The 22,767-nt window shown below is 59.7% G+C and carries 17 protein-coding genes; 9 read left to right on the top strand and 8 right to left on the bottom strand.

The genetic code is table 11. The annotated features are described in order from the left end of the window. The first annotated feature begins 8 nt into the window (after positions 1-8). From grdC to grdA, 4 genes are all read left to right on the top strand, one after another. Positions 9-1,547 carry a glycine/sarcosine/betaine reductase complex component C subunit beta gene (gene grdC / locus RBR41_RS08895; RefSeq protein ID WP_320352219.1) on the top strand — a complete coding sequence of 513 codons (1,539 nt, stop codon included), beginning with the start codon at positions 9-11 and terminating at the stop codon, positions 1,545-1,547. 11 nt (positions 1,548-1,558) lie between these two features. After that, on the top strand, positions 1,559-2,728 hold the full coding sequence (gene grdD, locus RBR41_RS08900; RefSeq protein ID WP_320352220.1) for a glycine/sarcosine/betaine reductase complex component C subunit alpha: 1,170 nt from the start codon (positions 1,559-1,561) through the stop codon (positions 2,726-2,728). A gap of 100 nt (positions 2,729-2,828) precedes the next feature. Then, complete coding sequence (locus tag RBR41_RS08905) at positions 2,829-3,146, top strand: thioredoxin family protein (RefSeq protein ID WP_320352221.1); 318 nt, start codon at positions 2,829-2,831, stop codon at positions 3,144-3,146. 119 nt (positions 3,147-3,265) lie between these two features. Then, positions 3,266-3,745 (top strand): glycine/sarcosine/betaine reductase complex selenoprotein A, encoded by a 480-nt coding sequence (gene grdA / locus RBR41_RS08910; protein ID WP_320352222.1) that lies wholly within the window; start codon positions 3,266-3,268, stop codon positions 3,743-3,745. 139 nt (positions 3,746-3,884) lie between these two features. Here the strand turns inward: grdA and RBR41_RS08915 are convergent, their stop codons facing one another. Further along, positions 3,885-4,256 (bottom strand): hypothetical protein, encoded by a 372-nt coding sequence (locus tag RBR41_RS08915; protein ID WP_320352223.1) that lies wholly within the window; start codon positions 4,254-4,256, stop codon positions 3,885-3,887. Between the two features lie 202 nt (positions 4,257-4,458). Here RBR41_RS08915 and RBR41_RS08920 point away from each other — a divergent pair, with 202 nt between their 5' ends. The 3 genes from RBR41_RS08920 (at position 4,459) to RBR41_RS08930 (ending at position 8,887) form a co-directional block, all read left to right on the top strand. After that, positions 4,459-5,343, top strand: a complete 885-nt coding sequence (locus RBR41_RS08920) for a LysR family transcriptional regulator (protein WP_320352224.1) — start codon at positions 4,459-4,461, stop codon at positions 5,341-5,343. A gap of 1,904 nt (positions 5,344-7,247) precedes the next feature. Continuing rightward, entirely contained in the window at positions 7,248-7,679 is a 432-nt protein-coding gene (locus RBR41_RS08925; protein WP_320352225.1) for an Rrf2 family transcriptional regulator, read from the top strand. Between the two features lie 122 nt (positions 7,680-7,801). Next, complete coding sequence (locus RBR41_RS08930) at positions 7,802-8,887, top strand: NADH:flavin oxidoreductase (protein ID WP_320352226.1); 1,086 nt, start codon at positions 7,802-7,804, stop codon at positions 8,885-8,887. 201 nt (positions 8,888-9,088) lie between these two features. Here the strand turns inward: RBR41_RS08930 and RBR41_RS08935 are convergent, their stop codons facing one another. The 5 genes from RBR41_RS08935 to panC all read right to left on the bottom strand — a co-directional run bounded on the left by RBR41_RS08935 (position 9,089) and on the right by panC (position 17,287). After that, complete coding sequence (locus RBR41_RS08935; protein ID WP_320352227.1) at positions 9,089-11,356, bottom strand: ATP-dependent RecD-like DNA helicase; 2,268 nt, start codon at positions 11,354-11,356, stop codon at positions 9,089-9,091. A gap of 1 nt (position 11,357) precedes the next feature. Next, the gene (locus tag RBR41_RS08940; RefSeq protein WP_320352228.1) at positions 11,358-11,657 is read right to left on the bottom strand and encodes a helix-hairpin-helix domain-containing protein; all 300 of its coding nucleotides are present in this window, start codon (positions 11,655-11,657) and stop codon (positions 11,358-11,360) included. Then, positions 11,654-12,748 carry a chorismate synthase gene (aroC, locus tag RBR41_RS08945; protein ID WP_320352238.1) on the bottom strand — a complete coding sequence of 365 codons (1,095 nt, stop codon included), beginning with the start codon at positions 12,746-12,748 and terminating at the stop codon, positions 11,654-11,656. The genes RBR41_RS08940 and aroC overlap by 4 nt, the downstream gene beginning before the upstream one ends. 2,477 nt (positions 12,749-15,225) lie before the next feature. Further along, entirely contained in the window at positions 15,226-16,398 is a 1,173-nt protein-coding gene (gene metK / locus RBR41_RS08950; RefSeq protein WP_320352229.1) for a methionine adenosyltransferase, read from the bottom strand. Between the two features lie 43 nt (positions 16,399-16,441). Next, positions 16,442-17,287, bottom strand: coding sequence for a pantoate--beta-alanine ligase (panC, locus tag RBR41_RS08955; protein WP_320352230.1), 846 nt, complete (start codon positions 17,285-17,287; stop codon positions 16,442-16,444). A gap of 209 nt (positions 17,288-17,496) precedes the next feature. On the opposite strand from panC, the gene RBR41_RS08960 reads away from it, so the two are divergent. Continuing rightward, entirely contained in the window at positions 17,497-18,066 is a 570-nt protein-coding gene (locus tag RBR41_RS08960) for a hypothetical protein (RefSeq protein ID WP_320352231.1), read from the top strand. A gap of 256 nt (positions 18,067-18,322) precedes the next feature. Then, positions 18,323-18,913, top strand: coding sequence for an adenylyl-sulfate kinase (locus tag RBR41_RS08965; protein ID WP_320352232.1), 591 nt, complete (start codon positions 18,323-18,325; stop codon positions 18,911-18,913). Between the two features lie 249 nt (positions 18,914-19,162). On the opposite strand, the gene RBR41_RS08970 is transcribed toward RBR41_RS08965, so the two are convergent. Then, a complete protein-coding gene (locus tag RBR41_RS08970; RefSeq protein ID WP_320352233.1) occupies positions 19,163-20,506 on the bottom strand; it encodes a deoxyguanosinetriphosphate triphosphohydrolase in 1,344 nt (447 codons plus the stop codon). 1,343 nt (positions 20,507-21,849) lie between these two features. Then, positions 21,850-22,521, bottom strand: coding sequence for a 3,4-dihydroxy-2-butanone-4-phosphate synthase (gene ribB / locus RBR41_RS08975; RefSeq protein ID WP_320352234.1), 672 nt, complete (start codon positions 22,519-22,521; stop codon positions 21,850-21,852). Positions 22,522-22,767 lie beyond the last annotated feature (246 nt).

Consider the following 22,767-nt stretch of genomic DNA (forward strand, 5'->3'; position numbering starts at 1 on the left):
ATAGCGACATGACAACTGTTGGCATCAAGGCAGCCGCATACTGCCTGAACTTCGCGCCGGAACTGGCCCTGCACTATGGCGGCACTCCCGCCCAGGAACGCCGTTCCAAGCCCGATTCGGAATTTCTGCGTGAACTGCCCAAGCACGCGCAGACATGGGAACAGGCCGCTGCCTACGCCCCCAACAAGACCTATGTGGGCGGCATGAGCCTCGATGAGTTGGAGAAGGCCCCAACCCCCTGGATCGACAATCTGGGTGAATCGCAACGCTACGGTAAATTTGGCGAAATCATGCCCGAGGACGAGTTCATCGGGCTTATGGATATTTGCGACGTTTTTGACCTCATCTGGCTGGAGCAGGGCTTTGCCGCGGCAATAGCCGAAAAGCTGGCCCGCAACCCAGTCATGGGCGAAAAGCAGCTGGCCCGTCTGGAAAAAGGCAGGCCCGCAGCCGAACTGCTGGAAGTCATTGAAAAGCAGCACGCCCTGCCGCTCTACTTTGAAAACGCCCTGGTGGCCTGCTGCCGCCGGGCCCACGATACGGATGAAAACCTGGAAGCCGGGGTCATGCTGGAAAATCTGGCCAGCAAGGCCAGCGGCGTGCTGGCCCTGCTGCACCTCATCAAGAATGCGGGCATGGCTCCTGCCGACGTGGATTTTGTGGTGGAATGCTCCGAAGAAGCCGTGGGCGACTCCATGCAGCGCGGCGGCGGCAACATGGCCAAGGCCCTGGCCGAAATAGCCGAGTGCGTCAATGCCAGCGGCTTTGACGTGCGCGGCTTCTGCGCCGGGCCCGTGACCGCCCTCATCACTTCGGCAGGCATGGTGGCCAGCGGCGTGCGGCCCAATGTGGTCGTGGTCAGCGGCGGCTCTGTGCCCAAGCTCTACATGAACGCCCGCGACCATATCAAGAAGGGCTTTGTTCCGCTTGAAAACTGCATCGGCAGCTTCGCCCTGCTGCTGACCCCCGACGACGGCCAGACCCCGGTCATGCGGCTGGAAGGCATCGGCAAGCATTCGGTGGGCGCGGGGGCTTCGCCCCAGGCCATCACCTCGGCCCTGACCTTTGAGCCCCTGTCCCGCGTGGGCCTGAAACTCACGGATGTGGACAAGTACGCCCCTGAACTGCACAACGCCGAAGTCACCCTGCCCGCAGGCGCGGGCAACGTGCCCGAGGCCAACTACAAGATGATCGCGGCCCTCGCGGTCATGAAGGGGCAGATAGATCGGGCCGACATCCCCAAGTTTGTGGCGGAACACGGCATGCCCGGCTTTGCCCCCATCCAGGGGCACATCCCCTCCGGCGTACCCTATGTGGGCCACGCCATTGAAGATATCAAACAAGGCCGCATCAAGCGCGCCATGATCATAGGCAAGGGTAGCCTGTTCCTGGGCCGCCTGACCAACCTGGCCGACGGCGCTTCCTTTATTATGGAAGCCCCCGGCACGAGCGCGGCACAGGCGCAGAACGTCAGCCAGCAGGATGTGACCGAACTGCTGCTGACAGCCCTGAGCGACGTGGCGGCCAACCTGCAAAAGGGTCAGTAGGAGGCAGGCGTATGGCTAGTCAAAACTACAGGCGTGCCATCCTCGGCAAGGCCCTTGAGGATCTGGTCACGCGGGCGCGCAGTGGACGCGCGCCCTGCCGCATCGGCCTCATGGCCGCTGGCGGCGAGCATTCGGATACGGAATTCCTCTCGGCGGCGGCTGTGGCCATGAAGGAGGACGCCGCACTGACCGTGGTCGGTGTGGGGCCTCGGCCTGCGGGACTCGTGCCTGCGGGCATGGACTGGATCGAAACCGGCTGCGAAGGCAATGAACTGGCTGCGGGGATGGAAAAAGCCCTGGAAGACGGCCAGATCCAGGGCGCGGTGGCCCTGCACTATCCCTTCCCCCTGGGCGTGACCACGGTGGGCCGCGTCCTGACTCCCGCCCTCGGCAAGGCCATGTTTGTGGCCTGCACCACGGGCATGAGCGCGGCACAGAGGCAGCAGGCGCTCTTGCGCAACGCCGTGCTGGGCATGGCTGTGGCCAGGGCCATGGGTCTTACCTCCCCCGCTGTGGGCGTGCTCAATGTGGACGCGGCCCCGCAGGTACTGCGGGCGCTGAACCGCATGGCGGAACGCGGCTACGACCTGCGCCTGGGACAGAGCGTCCGCGGTGACGGCGGCTCGCTGCTGCGGGGCAACGACCTTCTGGCCGGGGCTGTGGACGTGTGCGTCACGGACACGCTCACGGGCAATATACTCATGAAGCTCTTCAGCGCCTTTACCTCCGGCGGAGCCTATGAAACCACGGGCTGGGGCTACGGCCCCTCGGTGGGCGAAGGCTGGAACCGGGTGGTGAGCATCGTCTCCCGCGCTTCGGGCGCTCCGGTCATGGCCAATGCCCTGGCCTATACGGCCGCTGCCGTGCGCGGCAATCTGCCCGACGTGGTGGCCGAAGAACTGCGCCGGGCCAGGGCCGCCGGGCTGGACGATGAACTGGCCGCCTTTGAAAAGGCGGCAGGGGCCGCCCCGGCAGCCCAGGTGCAGGCCCCGCCCGCCGAACCCACGGATGAAGAGATTCACGGCATTGACGTGCTGGACCTTGAACAGGCGGTACACTGCCTGTGGAAGGAAAACATCTACGCCGAGGCGGCCATGGGCTGCACCGGGCCTGTGGTCAAGCTGGCTGTGGCCCATCTTGAGAAGGCCCGTGAAATCCTGAAAGCCGCCGGATACATATAATCCTCCGACAGGCGGGCCGACCGTGCCAGAGTGTCCGGCACAGGCCCCGGCCCGCCTTTATCGGTACAGTGTAATCGTACGCAACCAAGAGAGGCAGTTCATGATTATCGTCGATAAAGACACCTTTGAAGCCGAAGTACAGCAAAGCGCCATGCCCTGCGTGGTGGACCTCTGGGGCCCGCAGTGCGGCCCCTGCCTGGCCCTGATGCCCGAAGTGGAAAAGCTGGCCGCCGCATATGACGGCAAGGTGAAATTCTGCAAGCTCAACGTGGCGGAAAACCGCCGCCTGGTCATCAGCCTGCGCGTCATGGCCGTGCCCACCATCCTGTTCTACAAGGGCGGGGAATGCGTGTCGCGCGTGTCCGGCGACGCTGTTTCCATTGAGGCCATCAAGGCCGAGACGGAAAAATTGCTGTAGGCACTTGTCAGCTTTCGCGCTGGTTCCGTCACGGGCAGGGCCGCGCGAGAATAACGTGGACAACGGGCCGCCGCATTGGCCCGTTCGACAAAAAGCCCATAATCACAAGGAGTAAAGCAATGGCTAAGCTCGAAGGCAAGAAGCTTCTGCTGCTTGGCGAAAGGGACGGTGTACCCGGCCCCGCCATGGCGGACGTCTTCGCCGATTCGGGAGCGGAGATCCTGTTCTCCGCCACCGAATGCTTCGTTTGAACGGCCGCAGGAGCCATGGATCTGGAAAATCAGCAGCGCGTCAAGGACGCGGCTGAGAAGTTTGGTGGCGAGAACGTCGTGGTGGTTCTCGGCTCTTCCGACTCTGAAGGAGCGGAAATCTATGCCGAAACCGTCACCCTGGGCGACCCCACCTACGCCGGACCCCTGGCTGGAGTCCCGTTGGGACTCTGCGTATATCATGTGCTTGAGCCGGAAATGAAGGCCGCTGCCGATCCCGCCAAGTGGGAAGAGCAGATAAGCATGATGGAAATGGTACTGAATGTGGATGCGCTGGCGGCCGCTGTGAGCAAGATGCGCGCGGAAAACAGCACGTATAGCTGTAATTGATCCCCCCCCCACCCACAGGGCAAGAGTCCCGTGTGCGCCAAAAAGGCGCACGCGGGACTCCGTCATTATGGGCATACTCTGCACGGGCATGCCCTGCCCGGCTTGTTGGCCACGCTGGTTCCTGATTGCGACTGCCCAGCTATTCCGTATCGGACGGCAGGGAATAGTCCTTCATGTAGCCGACGCCAAAATGGATGAAAAAGTCCGGGTAGCCGTCCACAGGCAGCCAGAAGACCACAGGCTCCTGCCCGCCGGGGCCGGGTTCTGTACCCTTTTTCCAGGACGCCACATGGTTTTTGATGGTCTTGTGGGCAAGACAGCCCTTGTGCGCCTCCGCCGGGCCGTGCTTGGCGCAGATCATGCCCACGTCCCTGCCAATACTTTTACAGGCCGCATTAAGGGCCACAATACGCTTGGATTTGTGTGCGAGCTGCACTCCCTCGGGAAAGTGATCAAACATGAGGTGGAATGCCTCAATAAGTTTTTCATCCACCTGAAAATCATCGTTCATATGTTCTCCTCAATTGTGGCCCGCATATCAGGCAAAGCCCTACGCAGGACGCGGGTAATTTCAGGTTGCAAGCGCCCTGAACGGTTTCACGGGCTGGCAGTTGCGCGCGGGTTTGACTTCACGTGATTCTCAAGTATCATTGTTGAAGATGTTTATATATGACAAAAATACACTCAGGATGTTGTCGTAAATGAGAAATGATATGCGCAAGCTTCTGGCTGATGTTCCGTATTTTCTGGAGGCCGCCAACCATCCGAGTTTTACCCAGGCTGCGGACGCGCTGGGCATTCCGCTTGCGACGCTTTCACGGCGCATTGCGGCCATGGAGCAGCATCTTGGCGTGAAGCTGTTTTTCCGCAATACGCGCATTGCCGGTTTGACTGAAGACGGCAAGGAACTGCTGGAAAGCTGCAAGTTTATCATGGCCGAGGCCAACGGCGTCAGGGACAGGCTCATGCAAAAGCAGGCGGAACCGTGCGGGCCCATTCGCATGTCGGTTGAAGCCTTTGTGTATCACTGCTGCATGCACGGCGCTCTGGGTGCTTTTGTGGAGCAGTACCCGCAGATAAGCCTGCACACGGTGTTTTCCACAGAATGGAAAGACCTGCACAGGGAGCCCTTTGATCTGGACATCAGAACTGGCCCCGTCCCCTACCCGGACCTGAAAGTCAGAAGGCTTTTGTCCATGCAGCCAGCCCTGTTCTGCACAACGGAATTTCTGCACAGCTATCCCCGCCCTGAACATCCGGGCGATCTGGCCCGCCTGCCCTTTATCGCCCAGACAAGCGAGGGCCGCCCGCTGGTGACCTGCTCCAAGAAAGGGCAGGTGGAAACCGTGGCCCTTCAGCCACGGCATACCGTGCAGAGTATCGGCCTGGCGCTGGAACTGCTGCTTGCCAACCAGGGCGTGACAACGCTCATCCCACAGCTTGCCCAAGCTTTTGACAAGGAAGGCAGGCTTGTCCGGCTGTTGCCCGATTGGGAACTGACAAAAACAGACATCAATCTTACCCTGCCCGGCGACCGGCCGCCCAAGCGCGTGCGTCTTTTTGTGGATCATATTGTGAAGCATTTTCAGAGCCTGTAAGCGGCAGGGCGAGGGTATGCGCAAAGGGCGCTGGGGCGTAGGGGGGATGCGCGGCGAGCGGCAAGGCGGGGACTCGCGCGTAGGTGCTCCAAGGAAATTAAAACCGGGCTTGTCCTTTGAGAGGTGGCTTTTGTGCCCTGCGGGCACGGGGGCCTTTTTTTATTTGTTGTTTGGGCCGCCTCCGGCGAGGGCAAGGCGGGGCCGGTTATGGGGCTGCGCCCCCTTCTCGGCCCCCCTTGCATCCCCCCCGAAGCACCCCGCTGGGGCTTTCCCCTTTCCAACAGTCCACGAGGGCTGCGCGGCTTCTGCTTCGGGAGCTTCCTCGCTACGCTCGGCGATCTCCCTGCGCGCCGCGCAATGCCCGCGCGCGCCTTCACGCTGAATGGTAGTTCGAGGACATCACATTGGCTGTAGGAAATTTCAGAAATGGCAGATGGTTGTTAAGGAAAGGCACGTTGTGACGAAGGGCCTGAACTTTGGTACTGGTCTTTGTGATACGTGGATAATACTTTGCTAGTGTGGGGGCTGCGGGTTGGCGCTCTGAAGAAAACAAAGCAGGGCTTGTCCTTTGAGAGGCGGGTTGTGTGCCCTGCGGGCACGAGGGCCTTTTTTACTTGTTGTTTGGGCCGCCTCCGGCGAGGGCAAGGCGGGGCCGGTTATGGGGCTGCGCCCCCTTCTCGGCCCCCCTTGCATCCCCCCCGAAGCACCCCGCTGGGGCTTTCCCCTTTCCAACATTCCACGAGGGCTGCGCGGCTTCTGCTCCGGGAGCTTCCTCGCTGCGCTCGGCGATCTCCCTGCGCGCCGCGCAATGCCAGTGTGCGGTTTCGCCTTGAGCGAGAGGCCGGGAGGCGTCTGGCTGGATTGAGCCATTGTGGAGCGTTTGGCCGTTATGTCTGCTTCATATTTGGCGAACTTCAATCAGAAAGAACTGCTGCGCACGCAACGCACAGAAGTTTTTGTAGTTTTTCAGACGGGGCAGGGATTGTTACCAGGGCGGCGTCATAAAACAGATGGGGCACGTCAGCACGATATGTTTCCCGGCCTCTCATTTAGCGCGAAGTCATACGCTCGCAGCATACCTTTTCCCAACAACAATGCCCTATTTTAGAGACTTCCTGTAGCCAATCAGACGTCTTCCAAACGTTTATTCAGCGCGAAGGCGCACGATGGCATTGCGCGGCGCGCAGGGAGATCGCCGAGCGAAGCGAGGAAGCTCCCGGAGCAGAAGCCGCGCAGCCCTGGGCGCTGCTGACGCCTTTGCGCTTTAATGGTGGGCAGTTGCTCTTGCATTCACCTGAGATGGACGAAACCCCGTGCAGCAAAACCGTATTTTGCAGGCAATCGCCAGTTCCCCCCCCCACTATTCGTAGCGGTACACGTTGATGGCATTGCGCGGCGCGGAGGGAGATCGCCGAGCGAAGCGAGGAAGCTCCCGGAGCAGAAGCCGCGCAGCCCTCGCGGAATGGTGGGATATGGAAAGCCTTTACGGGCTAGTCCGTGGGAGTGGAAAGACACGACAAGCCCAGCGGGGTCGTCCGGGGGGAGTGCAGAGGGGGCCTCGGAGGGGCGGCAGCCCCTAACAGGCCCCCATCTGCCGCGCGCCGCGCAGGCGGCCCAAACTAGATAAAAGAAAAGCCTCCGTGCCCGCAGGGCGCAACGCCCACCTCTCAAAGGACAAGCCCTGCTTTGCTTTCTTCAGAGCGCCCGTCGCGCATACCCTCGCCGCGTCGCCCGCCAGCCGGGTATAGCGCTTGCGCGTCTTATTATTTCTGACGGCTAATGCAATCAGACATAAAGCTCTAAATTTCAGTAGGATGGCATTTTAGAAATGAGAACGACCTAGCGCAGCCCAAATTTCATTTGACAATTCTTGTCGTACCTGCAAAAGTTACAACGGTGGTTATATGAATAACGATACTCGATTGGCCGTTGCCGCGCACATTCTCGCCCTGCTTTCGTTTGCTGGTACTGAGTACAGGTCTTCAGACCTGCTCGCCCGCAGCGTCAATACAAACGCCGTGGTCGTCCGGCGTTTGACCGGCCAGCTAAAAAAGGCTGGTCTCGTCGAGATTCGGCGTGGGGTGGGAGGCACCGCATTAAACCGCAAGCCGGAAGATATAACCTTGCTGGACGTATACAAGGCTGTGATACCCCACCCCAAGGCCACCCCCTTTTATCTGCACCAAAATCCCTGCTGCGATTGCTATATAGGCAGAAATATCCATGACGCGCTGGAAGAGCCTTTTGCCAGGGTCAATGCTGCCATGCAGGAAAGTCTGGCAAAAACCACTATTGCAGAACTGGCGGATTTTATAAGGAAACGAGAACATATGTAGGAGTGACGTTTAAATTTGCGGCCTTTGCGTGCGCCCGGAACCGGGCGCTGGTCTTATGTGCTCTTTTTTTTATACACAGATATAACAGCAAAAGTTACAATGAAACAGCCGAGGAATCAGCCATGAAAAAATTGTTTGAATCCACTGTGGTCGGAGGCCTTGCCCTGAGAAATCGCTTTATCAGAAGCGCAACCTTTGAATACGTTTATGACAACGAAAGTGAAACCTTCGCTGACAAGCTGCTGCCAATGTACGAAAAACTTGCGAGTAACGGCGTTGCGGCCATCATCACAGGCATGGTCGGCATTGACGAAAACTCCAGGGCCGGTTCCGTCATGGTCAAAGCCTATGCGCAATCATTCGTGCCTGAATTGTCAAAACTGGCGGCAGGCGTGCACAGCCTTGGCGCGAAGCTGATAGTTCAAATCAACCACTGTGGGCAAAAGGCCCGCACGATTGATAACGGCGGCTCTCCGCTCGGCCCGAGCGATGCGTCCGACGCGCAGGGAAACCCCATAAAAAGCATGAGCCAGGAACAGATACGCTCTGTTGTGAACAGCTTCGCCGAGACAGCGGTCCGTTGCCAACAGGCCGGCGCCGATGCCGTTCAGATTCACGCTGCGCATGGCTACCTTTTAAGCGAATTTCTCAACCCTTATTTCAATAAACGTACGGATGCGTATGGCGGAAGCATTGAAGGACGGGCCAGAATTGTTTTTGAGGTCTATGACGCCGTAAGAAACGCCGTAGGTAAGGACTATCCGGTATGGATAAAAATCAATTGCAAAGATTTAACCGAGCCGTCCATTGCCCCGGAAGAGTTTCAATGGGTATGCAGCGAGCTGGATAAACGCGGCATTGATGCGATTGAAGTCAGTGGCGGCGCTATGGTCAGCCCGGAATCCGCCTCAACTCCGCTCATCAAAAAAGAAGAGAACGAAGGCTATTTTGGCCGTGAAGCGCTGAAACTTGGGGAAACGACGTCTGCCTCCATAATAAGCGTCTGCGGCTATCGTACTCCTCAAATAATCGAAGAATGGCTCAATAAAGGCAATATTCAGGCCATTTCATTGTGCCGCCCACTTATTTCCGAGCCTGACCTTATAGCCCGCTGGGAAAAGGGAGACATGCGCAAGGCCCGTTGCATCTCGTGCAGCAAATGTTTCAACCCGGAATTGAAGTGCATCCCTTTTGCGAAAGACGCATAAGGGGTTAATCTGCGGGCAGATTCAATGCCCCGACGCATTATTAATGAGGCGCAGCTCGGTTCGGGATCAGCGAGCCGGACTGACGCCTCATTTCTCTTTGACGTCGCTCTTTTTGTGGGCTGTCACATATGGGGGCACGAACCCTTTGAGAATGCAAGGATGTACGTTCTCAGAGTCGGCCCGCCTCGGAGTTGGCCCGCGCTAGCAAGGGGGCCGCAGCCTCTCCGCCAGCCGGGTATAGCGTTTGCGGGTCTTGTTGTTTTTGACGGCCATATGCAGCGCGCGGGACTCGCCCACAAGAATGACCAGCTTTTTGCCGCGCGTGGCCCCTGTGTAGACCAGGTTGCGCTGGAGCAGCATATAGTGCTGCATCATGATGGGAATGACCACAGCGGGATACTCCGACCCCTGGGATTTGTGAATGGATATGGCATAGGCAGGGGCCAGTTCGTCCAGTTCATCGAACTCGTAGGGCACGACGCGGTCGTCAAAGGTGACACTGAGGGTGCGATCCGTAAGATCCATAAAACTGATGCGTCCCATGTCGCCGTTAAAAACGTCCTTGTCGTAGTTGTTGCGTATCTGCATGACCTTGTCGTGCAGGCGAAAGGCGCGCTCGCCGCGCCGCACCTCAAGGCCGTTGGGGTTCAGGGCCTCCTGCAGGCGGGCGTTCATCTGCCCCGCTCCCACGGCACCCTTGTGCATGGGGGTGAGCACCTGGATATCATCCACGGAATCAAAGCCGAAACGGCGCGGTATGTGGTTGCGCACAAGGTCAACGATAAGCTCGGCGGCCTTTTCAGGGTCGTTCTGGTGGATAAAATAAAAATCCGACAGCCTGTCCTTGCTGGATTCCAGCGAGGGCACTTCGCCCTTGTTGATGAGGTGCGCATTGCAGATGATTTCGCTCTCTGCGGACTGGCGAAAGATTTCCGTCAGTTCCACCACGGGCACGACGCCGGAGTTGATCACGTCGGCCAGCACGTTGCCCGGCCCCACCGAAGGCAGCTGATGCACGTCGCCCACCAGCACAAGGGTTGCGCCCAGCGGCACGGCCTTGAGCAGGTGGTAAAAAAGCAGGGTGTCCATCATGGACGCTTCGTCAACGACGAGCAGGCCGCAGGCAAGGGGGCTGTCCTCATTACGGGCGAAGCCGTCCTCCTTGGGGCTGTATTCCAGCAGGCGGTGGATGGTGCGGGCCTCGCGCCCGGAGGTTTCGGCCATACGCTTGGCGGCGCGGCCTGTGGGCGCTGCCAGCAATATGCGGGCGCGCACCTCGGCAAAAAGATTGATAATGGCGTTGATGATGGTGGTCTTGCCCGTGCCGGGGCCGCCCGTGAGCACCATAACCTTGCTGCGAGCCGCCATGCGCACGGCTTCAAGCTGTTCGGGCGCAAGCGCTATGTCCAGTTGCGCCACCACCTTGTCCACGGTGGCGTCAGCATTTTCAAAGCGGATGGATTTGGGAGAATTGAGCAGCCTTTGCAGATAAAAGGCCGTTTTGGACTCGCAGTGGAAGTAGCGGCGCAGGTAGACGCCGGTTTCCGGCAGGCAGACCTGCGCTTCGGAATCCGGGCCAGCGCCGGGCATCTCCATATCTTCACGCACAATGCGCTCGTCCTCCTCAAGGGAAGACAGGGCTTCACCCACAAGGCCCTCATCCACGCCCAGCTGGGCGCACACGGCTTCCATCAGGGCGGATTCCGGCAAGTACACGTTGCCGTCGTCCGTGGCTTTTTGTAGCACGTACAGTGTGCCCGCCTGAATCCGCAAGGGGTGGTCATGCTCAAAGCCGAGCTTGCGCGCCGCCGCATCGGCCGTGACAAAGCCGATGCCGTGAATGTCCATGGCCAGGCGGTACGGGTTTTCGCGCACAATGGTCAGCGCATCGGCGCCATAGGCGCGGTAGATGCGCACGGCATAGGCCGGGGTGATACCGTGGGGCTGCAAAAAAAGCAGCAGATCGCGTATGCCCCGGTGCTCGGCCCAGGACGTGCGGATGCGCTCAAGACTCTTTTGCCCCACGCCGCGCACCTTGAGCAGGCGTTCCGGCTCTTCGTCCAGTACACGGATGGTGTCGGTACCGAAAGCCTTGACGATGCGGGTGGCCATTTCATCGCCGACCCCCTTGATGAGGCCGGACGCCAGATACAGGCGGATGCCCTCGCTGGTGGCGGGCATCATTTCCTCGACATTGCTGAACTCGACCTGACGGCCAAAACGGGTGTTATTGACCCAGCGCCCGCTGAGCTTCATCTGCACCCCTGCCTGCGGATTGACCATATGCCCCACGCAGCTCACCGATTCACGCGGACGGGTGAGGCCGCCGTCGCCGCCAGAACTGTTGACGCTGCCGGGCATGAGACGCAGCACGGTATAGCCGTTCTCTTCGTTATGAAAGACAACGCGCTCGATGGTGCCGGTAATTTCGACCGCATCCGGGTCTTGCAGCAGGGACATTTCCTTCATGTCAGCGATTTTCCAGGGCAGGGCTTGCACCGTCGGGGATGGCCTTGCGGTTGCGCGACCACCAGAACCAGTCGCGCTGTTCCGGCGGCAGGTGCGGGTTACGGGCCTGCGCCACGGCGCAGTGCATGACGTCCAGGCAGCAGATATCGACCTTTTGCCCCTTGAGGCGGCAAAGGGCGTCATACAGTTCCTGCGGGTCGCGGCCTGCAAGGTCGTCCAGGCTGGTCACGCCAAGCAGGTCAAAATCTTTCAGCGAGGCTGGCCCGATGGAGCGCAGGCCCTGCAGGGGATGCTTCTTCATACGCCGACGCCCATGCGTTGCTGCAAAAGCAGCGCATCGGCCAGGGCCAGCGCCGTCATGGCTTCCAGCACGGGAACCACGCGCGGAATGGCCGCCAGATCGTGCCGTCCGCCCACAAGCACCGTGGCGGCATTGCCTTCCTTGTCCACGGTGTTCTGCGTGATGGCAATGGACGCGATGGGCTTGACCGCCGCCCGCAGCACAATGTCCTGACCGCTGGAAATGCCGCCAAGAATGCCGCCCGCGTGGTTGGAGGCAAAGCGCGCCTTGCCGGGGCCCGGCTCGTCAGCAGGGAACAAGGGGTCATTGTTCTGCGAACCGCGCAGGGCAGCCGCCGCAAAGCCTTCGCCTATTTCCACGCCCTTTACCGCGCCCACGCTCATGATGGCATGGGCCAGCACAGCCTCAAGCTTGTCAAAAACGGGTTCGCCAAGCCCTGCGGGCACGTTGCGCGCTTCAATACGCACAATGCCGCCCAGGGTTTCTCCGGTCTTGCGGGCCTCGGCCACCAAGGCGTCCCACTGGGTGACCACCGAGGGCGCGGCGGCGCAATAGGGGCGCATGGCGGCTCCGTCCATATCCATGCCCCACTGGGGTATGGCAAGACCGCCCAGTTCAACGCAGCCGCCAAGAATTTTCACGCCGCGCAGGGCCAGAATTTTTCTGGCCACAACGCCGCCAGCCACTCGGGCCGCTGTTTCGCGCCCGGATGAACGCCCGCCGCCACGGTGGTCGCGCAGACCGTTGTATTTCTGAAAATACCCCCAGTCCGCATGGCCGGGACGAAAAACTTCCGCCAGATTGCCGTAATCGTGGGAACGCTGGTCTTCATTGGCGATAAAGAACGCAATGGGCGTGCCTGTGGTGAGACCCTCATAAACGCCGGAAAGCAGACGGACGGTGTCGGCCTCCTTGCGCTTGGTGGCTGTGGGCCCCTGGCCGGGCTTGCGGCGATCCAGTTCGGCCTGCATATGGGCTTCGGTCAGTTCGAGGCCCGCAGGGCAGCCGTCAATGATGCCGCCAAGGCCGGCCCCGTGGGATTCGCCAAATGTGGTCAGGCGCAGGGCGCGCCCAAAGGTGTTTCCGGCCATCATGCACCTCGCGCAGGACAGAAAATATGGTTCGGGGCCGCCGTTTTGGCAGCCAGAATCTTTTCAGTATAGAAAAGGGAAGCGCGGCTGGCAAGCTGTGGGGTGGGAGGAGGGCTTTCGCAGCAGGGGGTTGGGGGAAAATAAAGCAGGGTTTGTTCTTTGAATGGGGGTTGTTGTGCCCTGCGGGCACGGAAGCTTTCTTTTTGTGTTGTTTGGGTCGCCTCCGGCGGGGAGGCGAAACTTTCGCTGCAAGGCTTTAAGAGAAAGCAAAGCAGGGTTTGTCCTTTGAACGGTGGCGTTTGTACCCTGCGGGCACGGAAGCTTTCATTTTCTTCAATTTGGGCCGCCTCCGGCGGGGGCAGAAGGGGGCCTGTTAGGGGCTGCTGCCCCTCCGAGGCCCCCTCTGCACTCCCCCCGGACAACCCCGCTGGGCTAGTCGTGTCTTTCCACTCCCACGGATTTGCCCGTAAAGGCTTTCCATATCCCACCATTCCGCGAGGGCTGCGCGGCTTTTGCTCCGGGAGCTTCCTCGCTCCGCTCGGCGATCTCCCTGCGCGCCGCGCAATGCCAGCGTGCGTCTTCACGTTGAATGCAAGGCCGAGGGCGTCTGGCTGGCTTGAGACATAGTGGAGGCTTTGGGCTTTATGTCTTCTCGTTGTGTAGCGTCCAAACGTGACCACAGGTATGGCGGGCTTCGCCCCCAAATATCTGTTACGCAAGCAACGAGCTCAAGCCTGTGCCGTTTCTCAGACAAGGCGTGGCCTGGTGCTTGGACGGTGTCATAAAGAATCGAAGGCGACATGTCGGCATGAGGTACTCTTACGGCTTTCTATACAGCGCATGGTCGCACGCTGGCATTGCGCGGCGCGCAGGGAGATCGCCGAGCGAAGCGAGGAAGCTCCCGGAGCAGAGGCCGCGCAGCCCTCGCGGAATGTTGGAAAGGGGAAAGCTCCAGCGGGGTGCTTCGGGGGGGATGCAAGGGGGGCCGAGAAGGGGGCGCAGCCCCATAACCGGCCCCGCCTTGCCCTCGCCGGAGGCGGCCCAAACGAAATAAACGAAAAGCCCCCGTGCCCGCAGGGCACAGAAAGCACCTCTCAAAGGACAAGCCCGGTTTTAATTACCTTGGAGCACCTACCGCGCGAGTCCCCGCCTTGCCGCCCGTCGCGCATGCCATGCCCACAACCACGCAGGCGGCCCAAACGAAATAAACGAAAAGCCCCCGTGCCCGCAGGGCACAAAAGCCACCTCTCAAAGGACAGACTCTGCTTTATTTTTTTCAGAGCGCCAACCCGCAGCCCCCATGCTAGCAAAGTATTATCCACGTACCTCAAAGACCAGTACCAAAGTTCAGGCCCTTCATCACAACGTGCCTTTTCTTAACAACCATCTGCCATTCCTTAAACTTCCTACAGCCAATGTGATGTCCTCGAACTACCATTCAGCGTGAAGGCGCACGCTGGCATTGCGCGGCGCGCAGGGAGATCGCCGAGCGCAGCGAGGAAGCTCCCGGAGCAGATGCCGCGCAGCCCTCGTGGAATGGTGGAAAGGGGAAAGCCCCAGCGGGGTGCTTCGGGGGGGATGCAAGGGGGGCCGAGAAGGGGGCGCAGCCCCATAACCGGCCCCGCCTTGCCCTCGCCGGAGGCGGCCCAAACTAAATAAAAGAAAAGCCCCCGTGCCCGCAGGGCACAGAAAGCACCTCTCGAAGGACAAGCCCTGCTTTATTTTCTTCAGAGTGCCAACCCACAGCCCCCATGCTAGCAAAGTATTATCCACGTACCTCAAAGACCAGTACCAAAGTTCAGGCCCTTCATCACAACGTGCCTTTCCTTAACAACCATCTGCCATTCCTTAAACTTCCTACCGCCAATGTGATGTCCTCGAACTACCATTCAGCGCGAAGGCGCGCGCTGGCATTGTGCGGCGCGCAGGGAGATCGCCGAGCGAAGCGAGGAAGCTCCCGGAGCAGAAGCCGCGCAGCCCTCGTCGAATCACGATAACGGGAAAGCTCCAGCAGGGGTGCTTCGGGGGGGATGCAAGGGGGGCCGAGAAGGGGGCGCAGCCCCATAACCGGCCCCGCCTTGCCCTCGCCGGAGGCGGCCCAAACCAAATATAAAAAAGGCCTCCGTGCCCGCCGGGCACACAAGCCACCTCTCAAAGGACAGACTCTGCTTTATTTTCTTCAGAGCGCTCGAAGGACAGGCCCAGATTTATTTTCTTCAGAGCGCTCGCCGCGCATGCCCCCCTCCCCTACAAAGTACCCACAAAAAAGAGCGGAGAGGCATGACGCCCCTCCGCTCCAGATATTCCAGGACAGATTAACTTTGAAATGTTTCACATTTCAAAGTTTTCATTCAGCCGCAAAATGCGATTTTCGGCTGAATCCACGCCACGTTGTGGCGCGCTGTACTTTCGTACAGCGTTAGAGCATTTACACTTTTTCAAAGTTAAAATGCTCTATTCTGGCGAATATGCCGCTACTACACCTTGGCGGCGGTACGCAGGTCGGCCACGGCATCGGTGGCTTCCCAGGTGAATTCGGGCAGTTCGCGCCCAAAATGGCCGTAGCAGGAGGTTTTCTGGTAGATGGGACGCTTGAGGTCAAGGCGCTTGCTGATGAAATAGGGGCGCAGGTCAAAAACTTCGCGCACGGCCTTGGTCAGGATTTCGTCAGGAATCTCGCTGGTTCCCTGCGAAGACACAAGCACGCTCACGGGCTGGGCCACGCCGATGCAATAGGCGATCTGCACTTCGCACACAGGGGCAAGGCCAGCGGCCACGACGTTTTTGGCAATGTAGCGGCCCATGTACGCGCCGGAACGGTCAACCTTGGAGGGGTCCTTGCCGGAGAAAGCGCCGCCGCCGTGGTGGCCGCTGCCGCCGTAGGTGTCCTGAATGATCTTGCGACCGGTGAGGCCGCAGTCGCCCATGGGGCCGCCCACCACAAAGCGTCCTGTGGTATTGATGAAGATTTCGCAGTCTTTTTCGGTAAAGTAGCCGGAAGGCTCAAGGATGGGGCGAATCACGTGCTTTTTCACGGCTTCGGCCACATCCGCCTGACTGGCGCTGGCGGCGTGCTGGGTGGAAACTACCACGTTGTTGATGCGCACGGGCCTGCCGTCCTGGTATTCAAAAGAAACCTGGGTCTTGCCGTCCGGGCGGAAAATATCCACCAGACCGTCCTTGCGCACCTTGGTGAGCTGCTGCGAAAGCTGATGCGCCCAATAGATGGGGGCGGGCATCAGAGTGGCGGTTTCGTCGCAGGCATAACCAAACATCATGCCCTGGTCGCCCGCGCCCTGATCTTCGGGCTTTGCACGCACAACGCCCTGGGCGATGTCGGGCGACTGATGCCCGATGGTGGAAATGACGGCGCAGGTCTTCCAGTCAAAGCCCATGTCGGAATTGCTGTAGCCGATGTTCTTGATGGTATCGCGCACCACGGTGGGCAGGTCGGCGTAGCCGGTGGTGCTTATTTCACCGGCGATAATGGCCATACCCGTGGTCACCAGAGTTTCGCAGGCCACGTGGGCGTCGGCGTCCTGGGCCAGCAGGGTGTCCAGAACCGCGTCGGAAATCTGGTCTGCCACCTTGTCGGGATGCCCCTCGGTGACGGATTCGGAGGTAAAGAAATATTTGCCCTTGGTCTGCATGCTGTTCTCCTTTAAAGGATCACACCGCAGGCGCGGTGCGTTGCTAACGCAAAATAATGTTGTCGATAAGTCTGGCCTTGCCCATGCGCACGGCACAGGCCATGAGGGCCGGGCCGTCAACCTTGTCGAGCTGAGCCAGGGATTCGGGATGTACAATGCTGAGATAGTCCAAACGCCCCAGCGGCAAAAGCTCCGCCCAGCGGCGCAGCACGGCCTCACGCAGCAGGGACACGCTGGTCTCGCCCTCCTGCGCCAGCTTTTGCGCGTGCAGCAGGCCCCGGCGGATTTCCGGCGCCTGGGCGCGCTCTTCAGGGGCAAGGTAGACATTGCGCGACGACAGCGCGAGCCCGTCGGACTCACGCACGATGGGGAGCGTTTCAATGCGCACAGGCAGGTTGAGATCCCGCACCATACGGCGCAGGATGGCCTGCTGCTGCCAGTCTTTCTGGCCGAAAACAGCCACGTCAGCCGCGCTCAGCATGAAAAGCTTGAGCACCACGGTGCACACGCCGCGAAAATGTATGGGGCGGGTCTGACCGCACAGCCCCTTGGCAAGGTCGGGAACCTCGACCCAGGTGGCGTGATCCGGCGCGTACATGGACCCCGGTTCGGGCATGAAGAGCACATCCGCGCCATGGCTGGCGGCAATGGCCGCGTCGCGTTCGGCGTCGCGCGGGTATGCGTCAAGGTCCTCATCGGGCCCAAACTGGGTAGGATTGACGAAAAGGGTTACCACAAGCCTTTTGCCCAAGGTGCGACCCTGAGCCATAAGGGCTTCGTGTCCGGCGTGGTAATAGCCCATGGTGGGGACAAGCGCGATGTCGTCCCCGTCCTTGTGCCAGGCGCGGCACTGGGCCGCCAATTGCTGTGGGGTAGTTAATATCTGCATATCAAGGTATTGTGATATAGTTTAAGAGAATCCATTTATACACGTGTCGAGAAGGCTTGTAAAGAAAAAGAGGGGGCCTGCCCCGCCCTGCTGATATTCAGGGCGGCACTCAGGGGACGGGGCATGGAGCCAGCATGGCGCTGCACGGGGCCGGGCCGCCGCCCTTGACCCTCCCGGCGGCAATGGGCATAAGAAGAGCGGGAGGGCACATGGTGAAACCTTTTTATCAGGGCAAGTTGGACACATTTTGCGCAATTTACGCCGTGCTGAACGCCCTGCGCCTTACCCACAGCATTCGGGTGCTCAAGGCGCGCAACATTCTCAATGAAACCCTGATGGCTTTGGCGACCTCGCCGGAAGTGTTCAGGGCCGTGCTTGAGCAGGAGACCGACTACTGCACTCTTGTGGACGGCATGCTGCGCGCGCAGAGCCGCGTGTTCCCCCTGGACGTGCGCCAGCCCTTTGGCACGGATCAGGATCCATCCGCCGAACAGGTGTGGGACTGCTGTGACCAGTGGCTCAATGGCGGCAGCAACCGCGCTATTGTGTTTCGTTTTTTGCGCCACATCACGCCCGACAGCCCGGCCGTGAACCGCCACTGGACAACGGCCGACAGCCTGAAGGATGACGTGCTGCATCTTTTTGACTGCAGCCATGAGGCGGAGGCCATCCTCAATGTGCGCAAGGGCTCTTTTGTGACACGCCCGCAGGAAATCGAGCAGGACAAGCTGCTGTACATCCAGCCGGAGACCATCCGCCTGATACGCCTGCCGGTGTAAAGCCTTCTGCTGCTAAAAAAGGGCACATCCCTGCCGCTGCGCGAGAGCGCGGCGCGCCGCAACGTTTCGGGGATGCAGCGTTTATTGCCTTACCTCCCGTGTTGTACCGTCAAAAAACCACGCCAAGTTACCAGTCTTATTATATCCACTTGCAATAAAATACTTTTTTTTACACTGGCCGGATTATTGCATTTTTCCAGGCGTTCTCTGGCGCGGCACACGCGCCCAACGCAATGCGCAAGCAAGCGAGGTAAGCATGACGCCTGTACTCTGGCTGCTGGGTCTTTCTGGCAGCGGTAAAACCGCACTTGGTTCCCTTCTGCGCCTGTATCTGGAAGGGCAGGGCATTGAAACAGCCTTTATTGACGAAGGCAGATTTTGCCCACAGGCCCATGTTGCCCCTGAAGGCCGCGTTGCCGCGATCAACGCCTTGCGCGATCATGCTTTGCAGCAGCACGCCCAGGGTCGCCTGTGCATTGTGGCGGCCACCACCCCCTATGACAGCATGCGCCAGAAAAACCGTGAAATCTTGCCCCTGTACCGTGAAGTGTGGGTGCGCTGCTCACTGCAAACGCTGGTAGAGCGCGACACCAGGGGATTGTACGCCATGGCCGGGCACACCCACGTCGCTGGCCTGTGCGGCCTGACCGACAAATTTGATGAGCCGCGCCGCGCTGATCATATCATTGATACTGACCGCCACAGCCTGGCCGAAAGTTATTTGCAGTTGCGCGACCTTGCCCTGAACGCTCTGGATACTGCGCGCCACTGGCAGCGCATGCAGCACGCGCTGCTGCCGGAACGTCTGCTGCCTGCGGCCCGCATGCAGCCGGCCATAGCCCTTTAGGGCAGTACATCGCCGCTGCTCTGCGGCTGCGGGTGGAACATCCACACCTCTGCCGTCACTGGCGGCCTTGCCTGGCGCATTTTGCCTGACTCATATTGCAGGCGCATTTTGGCTGGCGCATTTTGACTAGTGTGCTTTGCCGGGCGCATTTTGACTGGCGTGCCCTGACCAGCGCGCCGTATTCGGCCGCTTTGCCCGGCACACACTGCCCGGCACACTTTGCTCGTCACACTTTGCCCGGCGGATGCATTATTGCGCCGCAGTGCCTGAAAACTGCTGCGAAATGAAGGTCGCATAATCGTCCGTCATGCCGGACACAAAATCCAGCACGCGCAGATAGGCCGTATACAGGCATTCGCCCTCAGAAGGAGCATTGGAACCCATGAGGGTAAGCGCCCTTTTCTCCTGATAGGACATGGAGTTCTTTTTGCTGAAATTGAAGCAGGCCGGGATGAAAATATCCAGCAGGCGCTTGTACAGAGTGTATGTGCCTATTTCCAGCGCGGTTTTCTGCGGATTGTTCATGATCTTGCTGTTAAAGACCTCTTTTGCCGCGCTCATAAATTTTGCCACATCCGGCTGGGCGTGCTTGAGCAGATCGCCCTCAAGCGTTCCGGCCATCATGTCTTCATAACACTCCATAAATGTCTGCACCACGGAAGGGATGATGCACGCCATGGCCCTGGTGCGCAGCATGCCGGATCGCCGCCGGTCAGAGTCCATAGCGCCCAGGCGGGCCGTATCCATATCTTTGTCGCCCAGCAACGGTTCCATTACATTCTTGATGTCCTGATAGCCAATGATGCGCAGTTCGCGCGCGTCTTCCATGTCTATGATGCGGTAGCAGATGTCGTCCGCCGCCTCCAGCAGGTAGGAAAGCGGATGCCGCCGCGTGCGGTTGTCACGCATCAGGCCCAGGGTCGTGAAGATTTCCGTAAAAATGCCCTGCTCTGCAGTGTAAAAATTAAACTTGCCGCTGGCTTGCCCCAATGCCTCATGAGCGGAGCGGGGATACTTCACAAGGCTGGCCAGCACGGGAAAGGTCAGCCGAAAACCCCCGGCGTCCTTGTTGTTCTCAAGCGTATTGACCACGCGAAATCCCTGGGCATTGCCGTCAAAGGCCTCAAAGTCCGCCCGTTCCGCTGGCCGCAGTTCCTTGAAATAGTGCTCGGTATGGCCTGTATCCTTGAACCAGTCGCGTATGGCTTCTTCACCGGCATGACCAAAGGGAGGGTTGCCGATATCGTGCGCCAGGCAGGCCGCCTGTATGATCTGGCCGAGATGCTCGGGGCTGAAGCCGTCCGGCAGGTGTCCCCGGTCGGCCAGGGTCTGCCCCACCTGGAGGCCCAGCGATCGTCCGACGCTGCTTACCTCAAGCGAATGGGTAAGGCGGTTATGGATATGATCGTTGCGCACCAGCGGATGCACCTGGGTTTTCTTGGCCAGCCTGCGAAACGAGCTGGAAAAGATGATGCGGTCATAATCCTGCACAAAGGGATTGCGCACCACATCGAGGTCGGCAGGTTTCTTGCCCTGCCGCGTCATGCGGTACGGGGCCAGCAGACGGCCCCATTGTTCTTTATGGTCGCTCATAAGTTCTCCTCCAATGGCTTTATGACAACTGTGTTCGGGCTGCAAGCCCGTGAGGTTTTGGGGGAGGTGCCTGCGCGGCGGGCGTTTCAAGATAATAAAGCCGGGCCTGTCCTTTGCGAGGGCGGTATTGCGCCCTGCGGGCACGGGGGCTTTTCTTTTTATGCTGTTTGGGCCGCCTGCGCGGCGGGCGGCAGATGGGGGCCTGTTAGGGGCTGCCGCCCCTCCGAGGCCCCCTCTGCACTCCCCCCGGACGACCCCGCTGGGCTTGTCGTGTCTTTCCACTCCCACGGACTAGCCCGTAAAGGCTTTCCATATTCCACCATTCCACGAGGGCTGCGCGGCTTTCGCTTCGGGAGCTTCCTCGCTTCGCTCGGCGATCTCCCTGCGCGCCGCGCAATGCCAATGTGCGCCTTCGCGCTGAATAAACGTTTGAAAGACGTCTGATTGGCTACATGAAGTCTCTAAAATAGGGCATTGTTGTTGGGAAAAGACATGCTGCGAGCGTATGACTTCGCGCTAAATGAGGGGCCGGGAAACATATTGTGCTGACGTGCCTCCATTGGTTTTATGACGCCTCCCTGGTCACAATCCCTGCCCTGTCTGAAAAACTACAAAAACTTCTGTGTGTTGCGTGCGCGGCAGTTCTTTGTAGTTGAAGTTCGCCAAACATGAAGCAGACATAACGGCCAAGCCCTCCACAATGTCTCAATCCAGCCAGACGCCCCTGGCCTTGCATCCAGCGCGAAGGGGTATGCTGGCATTGCGCGGCGCGCAGGGAGATCACCGAGCGAAGCGAGGAAGCTCCCGAAGCAGCAGCCGCGCAGCCCTCGCGAAATGTCGGATGTTGGAAAACCCCAGCGGGGTGCTTCGGGGGGGATGCAAGGGGGGCCGAGAAGGGGGCGCAGCCCCATAACCGGCCCCGCCTTGCCCTCGCCGGAGGCGGCCCAAACAACAAATAAAAAAAAGCCCCCGTGCCCGCAGGGCACAAAAGCCACCTCTCAAAGGACAAGCCTGCTCTCTTCTCTTTGAAGCCACAACTGCACAACCTCATTCTGCCGCCCGCCACGCAGGCGGCCAAAACAGCATAAAAAGAAAAGCCACGTGCCCGCAGGGCACAGAAGCGTCCTCTCAAAGGACAAGCCCTGTTTTGCTTTCTTCAGACGCCCGTCGCGCATACCCGCCCCCCCACAGACGACCCAAGCAAAACAAAAATAAAAAGCGGCCCTTTTCATGAAGAAAGAATCCTTCTGCGAATTCCCCCGGAATGAAAAGAGCCGCTCAACATCTCCGCCGACAAAAACTGTCAGCTAACAACCACCAGAAACAGTATCTAAGACACTACCTCAGGCGGATATGGCTATCTGCTCGTCAGCCAAACTTACCCGCCAGGCCACAATATCCTCCACGCTGCACAAGGGGAACTTATGGGCAAGGGCAAAGGCCGCCACCTGCGGCAACCGCGCCATCTTGCCGTCATCCATGGTCAGTTCGCACAGCACGCCGCACGGAGCGTATCCGGCCATGTTCATGAGATCCACAGTGGCTTCCGTATGCCCGCGCCGTTCCAGAACGCCGCCGGGACGCGCCCGCAGGGGAAAGACATGGCCAGGCCGACGCAGGTCTTCGGGGCGGGCGTTGTCAGCCACGGCCGCGCGGATGGTGGCGACGCGGTCTGCTGCGGAAACTCCCGTGGTCACGCCGGTGGCGGCCTCAATGGAAATGGTGAAGGCCGTCTGCTGTGTGTTGGTGTTGTTTTCCGTCATCATCGGCAGATCAAGACGCTGGGCATGGCCGTCTGTGATGCACAGACAAACGATGCCGCTGCAATGCCGGATGAGCATGGCCATCTGCTGTTCCGTGATGGTCTGGGCCGGAAAAATGAGGTCGCCTTCATTTTCGCGGTCCTCGTCATCCACCACAAGAACGCCGCTTCCGGCGCGCAGGGACGCCAGGGCTTTACGAACGCGCTCTTCAGCGCTGCCAAAGGAATGAAGGGAAAGTGAGGTCTGATGCATGCCGTTCTCCTGTCCGGTTCAATACCGGGAGATGGTGCATCAGGGCGTGGACGGATTGCGTCAATACAGCGGCTGCGACCAGGTCGCCGCGACTGCAGTTTCGCACTGACCACACGAAAGGCAAGTGCATGGCGCACAGGATTTTCGCGTGGCTATGACCGTTCTCTTCCATCCGGACTGTTACCGTCGGCTTCGGATTCTCACCGAATCTGCTGACCCCAACCATGGGCGCTCGCGGGCTGACGG

It is taken from the genome of Desulfovibrio sp. (genome assembly GCF_034006445.1).
Taxonomy (GTDB): Bacteria; Desulfobacterota; Desulfovibrionia; order Desulfovibrionales; family Desulfovibrionaceae; genus Desulfovibrio.